This is a genomic window from Ileibacterium valens, from assembly GCF_001945525.1.
Lineage (GTDB): Bacteria > Bacillota_I > Bacilli_A > Erysipelotrichales > Erysipelotrichaceae > Ileibacterium > Ileibacterium valens.
This window is the reverse complement of record NZ_MPJW01000009.1, coordinates 1-10,905: the sequence shown is the minus strand read 5'-3', so window position 1 is coordinate 10,905 and position 10,905 is coordinate 1. Positions and strand designations below refer to the sequence as shown.

The window sequence follows — 10,905 nt, the reverse complement described above, 5'->3', positions numbered from 1 at the left end:
TTACTCACCCGTTCGCCACTGTATCCAAAGATACCGTTCGACTTGCATGTATTAGGCATGCCGCCAGCGTTCATCCTGAGCCAGGATCAAACTCTCCATTTGATTTGACTCAACGCTTTTGCGTTTTATTTTATTTTTTGATTGTTCAGGTTGAATTGACTTGTACTTGGTTTGTTTGTTTAACCTGTACCAATTGGTACTTGTACATACTGTCTGTAAAGTTTTCAAAGAACGAGTTATTTGTGAAGATTTATTTATCTTTCACAAGCTTGTTTATCTTACTCCCTGTCCTGATCAAAGTCAAGACTTTTTTGTGAATTTCTTTTTGAATTTCACAAGCAGAAGAAGACTTCGCTTGTGAGAAACAATCCGTCTCTCACAAGGCTCATTAAGAATATCACTCTAAACCTCACCGGTCAACCCTTTTTGTGAATTATTTTTAAATTTTCACAAGAAAGGATTACTCCTTTTTATATATAAGGAGTTCTCTTTAATAAGCCGCGAACCTTTTCTAAGATAACGCCAAACAAAATTAAGAGCAACTGCTTTGCAGAAATTTTTAAAATCTGCTGATCCATTGATATGTTAAGCCGATCTTGCACAAGAATTTCAGATTTATTCTTACGTAACTAACAAATAAAGCGAACTCCTCTGCTCTCAGAGTCATTCGCTTTTGTTTGCTGTATTTTAAGAACCAATTTTCGAGACTTAAAACTTCGAATTGAACATTTGTTTTTTTTGAAACGTCGTTTTAAAACATCACTTCTGGATCATTTTGTATATCCTGCAGCATTCGAGCTGTGATATGTAATGGCAACCCTATGACATTACTGAAGCTGCCGTCAACTCTTTTTGCAAAATCAACTTCCTGAATTCCATAACCACCTGCTTTATCTAACGGAGATCCGGTAGCGGCGTACTGTTCAATCTCCTCGATAGACAGTTTTCTGAAATGGACATCACTGGTGACGACTTTAGTCTGTTTATAGTCCTTATAAATGATCGCAATTCCAGTTTTTACCTTGTGCATGTGATCAGACAGGCTTTTCAGCATTTCAATGGCAGCATCCGTGTCTTCAGGTTTTCCCAAAATCTTTCCATCAATTAAAACAATGGTATCAGCGGCCAGAACAACATCTTCAGGGTGTCTTCCTGCAACTTCTTCAGCTTTATCTAAAGCGACCTGCTCAAGCGCTTCGTCAAGAGGAAGATTCTTGTCAAATATCTCGTTTGATGCGGAAGGATCCACAATAAATTCATATCCCAACGAAGATAAAAGCTGTTTTCGTCGAGGCGATCGACTGGCAAGTATCAGTTTCATAAGTTTTCAAACCCAATTGGGGCCTTTCGTTTTAAATATATAACAGACAGGACAAACAAAACTATTAACGTAGGAACGAAGATTGTAAATATCCGTGCGATCAGCGATGAGAACATATTTTCAGGACAGATTACAATCATAAAATCTGTCATTGGATCAAGTATCCATAGTTCATTCGTAAAAAACATATGATGAAATCTGATCCAGAAACTGGTGAAATCAAAGATCATCCAACTTCCTAACAATATAAGGATTACCGCAAATCCTACTGTTCCCATCACTACACCCCAACAGATCCATGAAAAAGCTGTTCTGGGTGTCTTCCAAAAAAAATAGATATAGATCATTAAGGTCAAAGCAAAAAAGATCCATCCCCATCTTTTCGCATTTTGCCATAGAGCTTTAACATCCTCCATGTGCGAGATTTCTTTTTCATTGAATGTCGGCTGTTCCTTACCTTTCCAAAAGATTGTTCCGTCTAAATCATCCCGTTTATTTTCGACATAATCAAGCATCAGAAAGATCGAGTCATCAAGATCCTGACGACTGATTCCTTCCTGATTGGCCAGATCCAGATGATCGTATAACTCCATATAAAAGGAACGATCAAAAACCGAAAGACGAATTGAACCTATTAATACTGCAAGAATCAGCATAAAACCCGAAAGAACTGCCAGAATCTTTTTAACAAGAATATTGGGCATTATTCGACCGTAACCAATTCTACTTTTTCAACAGTATCTAATGAGCGAAGCAATCCGATCAGAAGCTGAAAAGATATATCTAAATCTGTGATATCCAGTGTCAGTACAACATTGACAATATGATTAATTGGAATGGTCTGGTTAATTGCAAGAATATTACAGTTCTTCTGAGCAATGACAGAGAGAATTTTGGACAAAGCCCCTTTTTCATCCTGAACCACCATGGTCAGAATCGCTTTTCGTCTTGAATTTTCTTCATGAAAGGAGAAAACTGCATCTCTGTATTTATAGAACGTTCCTCTGGAAATTCCAACTTTTTTAACAGCTTCCGAAATCTTTCTGACCTGTCCTGTCTGAAGTAGAGTCTGCGCTTCCATTACCTTTTCCAGGACATCCGGAAGTATGGCCGATGATACAACATAAAATTTAGACATATTCAACCAGAGCTCCTTTTCTGGCAGGTTTCAGAATTCGATAACCAAAATTCGGAAATTTGTTTTTTAGTTCTTCTTTAACCTTTTCGAGCTGCTCTACACTTTTGGAAAGGTAAAGCATGGTGCTTCCGGACCCTGAAATCCAGAACGGTATTTCATACTGGTCAGCCAGTGATTTCAGTTCTCCATATTCTTTAATCAGTTTTTGACGATAAGGTTCATGGAACACATCTTCACAGCAGGTATACAGGAGTTTTTCATTTCCAGCAGTAATTGCTTCTCTGAAAACCAGAGCACGGCCAATCTGTGCCGCTGCTTCTTGAAGCAGTACTTTTTCGGGAAGAGCCTTTCTGGCTTCTGGAGTTGAAACTTCGTAATCTGGAATCACCGCCAAAGCGATAAACCCATCAATATCCATCAACGAATGAATAAATTCGTCTTTTGCTTCTTCCGGTTTTGCATTCTGGGATCGATCCGTATTATTTTCAGACTTGAATTGGTTCGGCTTTTTCTTGGAGTCAGGAATTTTGAAGCATGCCGTCATGCCTCCCATCAGTGCAGGAGCGGCATTATCGGGATGCCCTTCAAGAACAATTGCCAGTTTCAGCATCTCCTCTTTGGATAGTTTTAAATCAAACCAGGCATTTGCAGCTTCAATTCCTCCAACTACACAGGCTGAAGAAGAACCGAGTCCTCTGGCCAGAGGGATATCGGTTTCCGTATGCATATGAAAGACGGGCATTTTCTTTCCAAAGGTTTGTGCAGTCAGTCGAAAAGCCTGAACAACCAGATTGTTTTCATTGGCAAATTCAGGATCACATCCAGTCACCTTAAACTCTTCCGATTCTTCAAATGTAAATACCGATCGCCATTCAAGCGCCATTCCAAGACTGTCAAAGCCTATGGAACAATTGGCACTTGTTGCCGGAACAAGTACTCTAATCATAGAGCTCTCCACAGGCCTTTCTAATTGCTTCATCCATCTGATCAGCATTCAGAACAGTCTCATGAAGAATTGGCAGTTCTTCGAGTTCTGCCAATTTTTCAGGCAGAATATCAGAATTGATTTCATCCAGTTTATGAAGAGCTTCCCATTCGTCAAGATCTTCGATATTGAGAGCTTTTAAAACATCGCGGCTGAATTTATAAGGAGAAGCAGTCGATACGGCAACAACTGGTCCTTCATCTTTATGTTGATAAGCCGCCTGATAACCGATTGCCGTATGAGGATCGAGCACAACTCCGGTACGGTCGTAAACTTTTTTGATCACCTGTAAAGTCTGTTCATCACTTAAAAAATCTGCATCAAATTTTTCCTGCATCTTTTTTCGATATTCTTCTCCAATATCGTATTTACCTTCCTGTTTCAGCTGTTCCATCCAGGCTGCTACCTGTTTGGAATCCTGATCTGCCAGGAAATATAAGAAGCGTTCGAGATTAGATGAAATAAGAATATCCATACTTGGAGAAATGGTTTGAATAAATGGACGATTCTTATCGTAAACTCCAGTTTTGATAAAATCTGTCAGTACATTATTTGAATTGCTGGCAACATAAAATTTCCTGACCGGCAAACCAAGCAGATTTGCGTAATATCCAGCAAGAACGTCACCAAAGTTTCCAGTTGGGACTGAAAATGAAACTTCTTCACCGAGTTTGATTACCTTGTTATTAACGAGCTGGCGATAGGCATCAAAATAATAGACTACCTGTGGAATGAGGCGGCCGATATTAATTGAGTTTGCCGAAGAAAGACGAACATGATTCTGCTTGGCAAATTCATTGAGTTCTTCATCCATGAAGAGTTCCTTGACCCGGCTCTGACAATCATCAAAATTCCCATTTACGGCAAAGACAGCCACGTTATTTCCCTTTTGAGTAGCCATCTGACGGTATTGAATATCAGAGACTTTTCCATGAGGATAGAAAACACAGATCGCAGTCTGATCAACATCCTGGAATCCGGATAAAGCAGCTTTACCCGTATCTCCGCTAGTTGCAGTCAAAATCATGACCTTTTCGTCAGATTGTTTTAAAGCAGATCTCATCAGGTATGGCAAAATGGTCAGAGCCATATCTTTAAATGCAGAAGTAGGTCCATGGAAAAGTTCGAGTACATGGACTCCATCCACATCATGAACAGGAGTCAGTAATGGATCATCAAATTTCTCACTGTAAGCTCCTTCTACACATTCCTTAATTTCATCTTCAGTAAAGTCCGGCAGAAGCTTTCCGAGAACGATTCTGGCAATCCCCATATAGTCTTCCTGCATCACCTGATCTAGATCTACTGGACTCTTTGCCATATCTGGCCAGACATAAAGACCTCCATCTGGAGCAAGTCCCTTGAGAATTGCCTGACGGGAATCCGCCTTAAGTTCTGGATTTCTAGTGGACTGATAATTCAATGACATAATCTTTGTTTCCTTTCAAAGTATTGACAGTTCGGTTTAGATGGACGATTCATTTCTGAATCGTGTGAGCTGTTAAGAATTCTTTTTAAGCTTCGAGCTCTAGTCATTTCCTAAGCTTTAAACTCTTACTATTTCAGTCGAATCAAAAACTGACGAATCAACTTCTCAGTTCATAACAGCAATACATTTCTTGCACTCTGTTCAGACTGCTAAGTATGGCTATCTTATACTGTCTAAATTTTGAATACAAGTGTTTTTGATTCGCGTTACATTTGAAACCGCTTTCCCAGAATGTTCATAATTTATATCCAAAAAAGGATTAACTATTCACCAACAAGATATAAACTTGAAAATATTTCAAAGCTTCTGACATAATGTCTTAAAATTTTGGGACAAACTGGTCAGCATCTGGTATTGAAAAGCTTTTCAGAAAATTCATTCTGTTTCATAGCTTTACACCACCATTGCTTTGTCTTATATTTAAGTACAAGTGTTTTTCAAGCAAAGACATCAAGCGTTTTCGAGTTCGTTTAGCTGTATTTCCGCGTGCCAATGGCTCGTCAATACAGAAATTAATGAATTGAAGTCTTTTATTTCGGATTGAATCACAGAAAGAAACGATCAATCCAGAACAAAACACTGATGAGATCTGAATAAACTCAATTAAAAACTTATATATTGGAGGAACTATTTTATGAAAGCTGCTCTGCTGGGTTATGGAACAATTGGTAAAGGAGTAGAAATTCTTGCCAAACAGGTTCCTGGACTTGAAATTAAAAACGTATTTGTTCTGCCTGAATTTGAAAACCTGCCTTATTTCACAAATAACGGACACCAGGTCGTGACTGATCCTGAAATAGACATCGTCTTTGAATGTCTTTCAGGAACCGAACCAGCCAATACGCTGATCACCGAAGCACTTAAAGCTGGTAAACATGTGATTACCTCAAACAAAGCTGTTGTTTCCCCAAATCTTTCCCGCTATGTCAAGCTTGCCAAGGAAAACGGGGGTTCAATTCAGGTTGAGGCCGCTGTTGCTGGAGGCATTCCTTTTCTGGACGCATTGCTCAAATTCTCATTACTGGAAGATCTCAACGGCTATGAAGGGATCTTTAACGGAACGTCCAATTATATTCTTGACAAGATGCAAAAAGAAGGAACAGATTATGCTGCAGCATTGGCTGAAGCTCAGAAAAAAGGCTATGCCGAATATGATCCTGCAAATGATGTTGAAGGCTGGGATGTTTTCTACAAAGCTAATATTTCTAACGCGCTTGCTTATAAGAGCTATGATCCAGAAATCCGAAATCCGCTGGGGATTTCAAAATTAAATACCAGCGATATCAAAAAGGCTAAATCAGAAGATCGGATCATTCGCCATATCGCTAAGTCCGTTCAGAAAGATGGAAAATTCGATACAATCGTCGCTCCTGTTTTTCTGAATAAAGAAGATTACCTGGCCAACATTCCATCCAATTATAATGCGCAGCTGATTTATGCCCCATCCTTTGATAAAATCGGCTACTTTGGTCAGGGAGCTGGCCGTTTTGCTACAGCTCAGGCAATGCTCGCCAATGCAATCGACACTCTGAACGATACCGAACGCGAAATCGTATTGGATAAAAATCTGGAATATGATCCTACCCTGATCAGGGAAGACTGGATCGTTCGTTCAAAGGCGGATCTGTCCGATATGGAAAATATTGTCAATGTTGAAACCCTCGATGAGAATGAAAAATACTACTTCTTCAGGGACCGCAATTCGGAGCTGATCGAGCAGGTTCAGGCTAAAGATCCTAAAGCCATGATCGCTCTTTGGAGATAATCATCACAAAATATACATTTTGGTTCATTCTTTTTTCAATCAAACATCAAAAAGAATCAGCCGTAATCTATTAAATAGGAAGGAATCCCTGCTTAATTTATGTCTTTAAAAATCACTAAGTTTGGCGGCAGTTCAGTCGCCCAGGCTTCTCAGTTTAAAAAAGTCCGCGATATCATTCAGGCCGATCCAGATCGTCGATATGTCGTCGTATCGGCTCCGGGAAAACGTTTTTCAAATGACTCGAAAATTACCGATCTGCTTTATCTGCTTGATGCTCACCGTACCTATCATGTCGATGGATCAAATGTCTTTCGGTTAATTAAGGAACGTTTTCTAGAAATCAAAGAAGAACTCGGCCTTAAACAGCCCATTGAAAAAGAACTGGATCAGCTGTACACAAACCTCTCAAGTTACTCTCAAAACGAGCTGGTCAGCCGCGGTGAATATTTTTGCGCCAAATTGATGGCTGAATATCTGGGTTTTCCTTTTGTGGATGCTGCTGATGTTATTCGTCTGAACCTGGATAAATCAATCGACTGGGAAGCAACCCGTGCCCGTCTGCAGGCGAAAATGAACGAATATGAGCACTTTGTCTTCCCTGGTTTTTACGGCACCTCCGCAAATAACAAGATTCAGGTATTCTCCCGCGGAGGTGGAGATATTACGGGATCAATTCTTGCCAATGCAATGGGTGCTGACGTTTATGAAAACTGGACTGATGTTTCCGGTTTTCTGATGGCCGATCCACGAATTGTCCCAAATCCGAAAGAAATCACTCATATTACATATTCGGAACTCCGTGAACTTTCTTATATGGGCGCTTCCGTTTTACATGAAGAAGCTATTTTTCCAGTAAAGGAAACCAACACGCCGATTCATATTCTGAATACCAATCGCCCGGATGATGCTGGAACGATCATTCAGGAAACATCGAATGTACCCAGAAAATATCCGATCACAGGAATCGCCGGAAAGCCAGGTTTCCTGTCGATCTACGTTTATAAAAAACACATGTCCAATGAAATTGGATATATGAGAAAAGTTCTGTCCATTCTTGAACGCTACAATGTTTCGATTGAACATATCCCAAGCGGTATTGATTCCTTCTCGATTGTTGTAAGCAGCGCAGAAGTCGGCGATTGCCTCTATGAAATTTTGCATCGAATCAAAAAAGAAGTTGCTCCGGACGAACTGAAGATTACCGATCACATCGCTTTGATCTCAACCGTCGGTAAGGCTATGTCTCATGTTCCTGGCATGGCAGGAAGATTGTTTGATGCATTAGGCCGTGAACGAATTTCGATCAATATGATCGCTCAGGATTCAAACGAAATTAACATCACTATTGGAGTGGATGAAAAAGATCTTGAAAAGACAATCCGAATCATTTATGACGAATTCGTAACAGACTAATCCTTATTAACCTGGCTGATCAAATTTTCAGCCTGACTGTCCTGGAACTAATCAAAAAGCGAGCAGATAATCAGTAAACCAATCTGCAAACTTTATTATCACTGATTAATAGAAAAATCTTTAAGATGAGCAGTGAAATTAACTTAAATCAGAAAATTAAGAAACTGTAGAAACAAAGGAATTTGAACAACTGTCTATTGAAAGGAAGTTTTTTGAAGTGAAGCCAACCATCGCTATTGCCGGTGCTACCGGCGCAGTCGGTCAACAGATGTTAGACTGTCTGCAAGAATATAATATTGACGCCAATATACGTTTACTAGCTTCAGCCAGAAGCAAAGGAAAGGTCATTAATGACCTGGTCGTTGAAGAACTGACTCCAGAATCTTTTAAGGGAGTCGATTACGTACTGGGTGCCTGTGAAAATGATGTAACGAAAAAATGGATGCCCTGGGCTCAGGAAGCCGGGTGTGTTGTCATCGATAACTCGTCTGCCTATCGTTTAGATGACAATGTTCCTTTAGTTGTTCCTGAAATCAATCCAGAAGACATTTTCAAACACCAGGGGATCATTGCCAATCCGAACTGCTCTACAATTATTGCATTGATGGCATTGCATGATATCGATAATCTTTATCACATTAATCGGATCATCTGCACTACTTTTCAGGCGGTCTCCGGAGCAGGAGTAAAAGGAATCTCTGATCTTGAACGTGAGATTCAGGATATTCATGCCGCTCCAGAAGCTTTCCAGTATCAGATTGCATACAATGTCATCCCTCAAATTGGTGGTTTTGATGAAAATGGAATCACCAGTGAAGAATGGAAAATGCAAAATGAAGGCCGCAAGATTCTGCATTCTCCTGACCTGAAGGTCAGCTGCACCTGTGTTCGAGTTCCTGTCTGGAGAAGTCATTCCGAATCGATTATGGCTGAATGTGATCAGGAAGTGGATCTGAATGAAATCCGTCAGGCTCTTTCCCATTCTGAAGGAGTTCAGCTCAAAGATGATCCAGATCAGCTGATCTATCCAATGCCTATTCTGACCACCAATCAGGATGATGTTTTTGTTGGCCGTTTACATAAAGACCCCACCGATGAATCTGGTAAAACGGTCAGTCTGTTCTGTGCAGGAGACCAGATCCGAAAAGGAGCTGCCAGCAACGCTGTCCAGATTTTAAAAAAGCTGATTGAAAAGGAAAATCAGGCCTGAAGCATTCTATTTCCAATACGAAAAATCCTGTCTCTGATCGAAGACAGGATTTTTTCTTTTTATTCACTTTGTGTTGTCCGATTTAACTATTTAATAACTGGATTTAGATTAGGAAATCATCATCATAAGGGACTTCTTCGATAATTTCTTCCTTTTCAGCAACAAGTGCCGGTTCTTCCTCTTCCTGTTCATCACCAAAAATATATTCGTCGCCAATCAGCAAAGCATTCAGATGATAAGCCACTCCATCCTGAGCGCCTGAATATTTGGTTTTTCCTCTGGCCACTTCAACCAATGGTTCGACCGCGTTTTTCATGGCGATCCCTTCTGTTCTTCGAATCAGTTCGATGTCGTTATAATCATCGCCAAACGTCATTACTTCAGCTGGTTCAAGTTCAAAGTCTTCAAGAGCATATTTTAAGCCTTCGTATTTGGAAACTTGTGGTTTTACTACTTCAATTACCATCTTACCCATCGGCATAGCCTTAAAATGCTTCAGATTCCATTTCAAAAAGATTTTCTTATTTGTCGAAGGTGAAGCGATAATCAGAATTCTGGAAAATTCATCTCCAGTCAGTGCATCAAAAGCATCTACGACTGGCTTTAAATGATGCATTAGACAATATAGCTCAATCCAGAACGTCATTTTGTTGCAATAAAAGCAATCGTGATGTCTAACTCCCCATCCCGCTGTTTCTCTTTTGAATTCTTCACTGAATAAACGCAAGTCTTTTTCAGTCAGATAGTTTTCCTGAATATGCCTTCTGGTTCGCAGGTTTATATAGTCACAGCCATTGCTGCCGACAATAAAAGATACAGCATGTCCTAAACGCCAGAAATCCAGAAGCTTGCTTGATTCATTTGCCTTTCGTCCAGTAGCCAGACCGACAATGACACCTTCTTCATTCATCTGTCTCAGTATTGCTGCATTGTTTCGAGAAATATCCCCAAATTGGTTGACGAGCGTATTATCAAGATCAGCGACAATCGCTCGGATTCGTTTTGCCTGTTTCATGCATTCTATTCTAACAGGCTCGCCATAAGTGAACAAACGAAGCTTAATTACAGCTTCTTACAAAACCGCAATGATAAAGATGGTCAAGTAATTTCATAGAAAATGAAAATCGCAATCCTTATAGATGTGATTGCCCAGAAAAATTAAAAGGGGCTGTTAAATTTCGACTGATTTTTCATCAGCGAGATTTACAGCCCCTTTTTCTATGCTTTTTATCTGATTCAATCCTTTTTTATGATGTGTTTTTCCGCTCAAGTCAATTTTTGAACGCACTGAAAAGAGCCAAAACTCAAAAAGACTGTTTATAATCTTTTTCAGATTTCGCTTTTCTGCTCCTTTAATTTTCCATAACGTTCGAGTTCTGGGCAACTCATCCGATTTCTGTTGTTTAATTTTCTGATATTGTGTCCCATGGCCACAATAAGCACCTCAAATTTTACGTTTTCCAGTCCCCGGCGTCTCAATCGGCTGTATCTGTAGTTTTCTTTAAGATCTCCGAAGGTTCCTTCCGCCTGAATGCTCCGGCTGACCATAATCTCATGTCCTGCATCTGAAGACATGTTCTCCCG

Annotated in this window: 10 protein-coding genes and 1 rRNA gene; 3 read left to right on the top strand and 8 right to left on the bottom strand. The window is 39.9% G+C overall.

Annotated elements, in window-relative coordinates:
- From BO222_RS00220 to thrC, 6 genes are all read right to left on the bottom strand, one after another.
- A 16S ribosomal RNA gene (locus BO222_RS00220) occupies positions 1-102 on the bottom strand; the annotation flags it as partial.
- A 649-nt stretch (positions 103-751) separates the two neighbouring features.
- Positions 752-1,321, bottom strand: coding sequence for a Maf family protein (locus tag BO222_RS00215; protein WP_075817338.1), 570 nt, complete (start codon positions 1,319-1,321; stop codon positions 752-754).
- Positions 1,318-2,025, bottom strand: a complete 708-nt coding sequence (locus BO222_RS00210) for a DUF1461 domain-containing protein (protein WP_075817336.1) — start codon at positions 2,023-2,025, stop codon at positions 1,318-1,320. The genes BO222_RS00215 and BO222_RS00210 overlap by 4 nt, the downstream gene beginning before the upstream one ends.
- Positions 2,025-2,459, bottom strand: a complete 435-nt coding sequence (locus BO222_RS00205) for an ACT domain-containing protein (RefSeq protein ID WP_075817334.1) — start codon at positions 2,457-2,459, stop codon at positions 2,025-2,027. Before BO222_RS00205 ends, BO222_RS00210 begins: the two co-directional genes overlap by 1 nt.
- The gene (thrB, locus tag BO222_RS00200) at positions 2,452-3,405 is read right to left on the bottom strand and encodes a homoserine kinase (protein WP_075817332.1); all 954 of its coding nucleotides are present in this window, start codon (positions 3,403-3,405) and stop codon (positions 2,452-2,454) included. The genes BO222_RS00205 and thrB overlap by 8 nt, the downstream gene beginning before the upstream one ends.
- Positions 3,398-4,873, bottom strand: a complete 1,476-nt coding sequence (gene thrC / locus BO222_RS00195) for a threonine synthase (RefSeq protein WP_075817330.1) — start codon at positions 4,871-4,873, stop codon at positions 3,398-3,400. The genes thrB and thrC overlap by 8 nt, the downstream gene beginning before the upstream one ends.
- 694 nt (positions 4,874-5,567) lie before the next feature.
- Between thrC and BO222_RS00190 the strand changes: the two genes are divergently transcribed.
- From BO222_RS00190 to BO222_RS00180, 3 genes are all read left to right on the top strand, one after another.
- Positions 5,568-6,698, top strand: coding sequence for a homoserine dehydrogenase (locus BO222_RS00190; protein WP_075817328.1), 1,131 nt, complete (start codon positions 5,568-5,570; stop codon positions 6,696-6,698).
- 99 nt (positions 6,699-6,797) lie between these two features.
- Complete coding sequence (locus tag BO222_RS00185) at positions 6,798-8,111, top strand: aspartate kinase (protein ID WP_075817326.1); 1,314 nt, start codon at positions 6,798-6,800, stop codon at positions 8,109-8,111.
- A gap of 217 nt (positions 8,112-8,328) precedes the next feature.
- On the top strand, positions 8,329-9,321 hold the full coding sequence (locus BO222_RS00180; RefSeq protein WP_075817324.1) for an aspartate-semialdehyde dehydrogenase: 993 nt from the start codon (positions 8,329-8,331) through the stop codon (positions 9,319-9,321).
- 103 nt (positions 9,322-9,424) lie between these two features.
- Here BO222_RS00180 and BO222_RS00175 read toward each other — a convergent pair whose 3' ends face one another.
- On the bottom strand, positions 9,425-10,336 hold the full coding sequence (locus tag BO222_RS00175) for an HAD-IIB family hydrolase (protein ID WP_075817322.1): 912 nt from the start codon (positions 10,334-10,336) through the stop codon (positions 9,425-9,427).
- 314 nt (positions 10,337-10,650) lie between these two features.
- Positions 10,651-10,905, bottom strand: a 255-nt coding sequence (locus tag BO222_RS00170; protein ID WP_075817320.1) for a transposase, incomplete at its 5' end; no start/stop codon positions are given.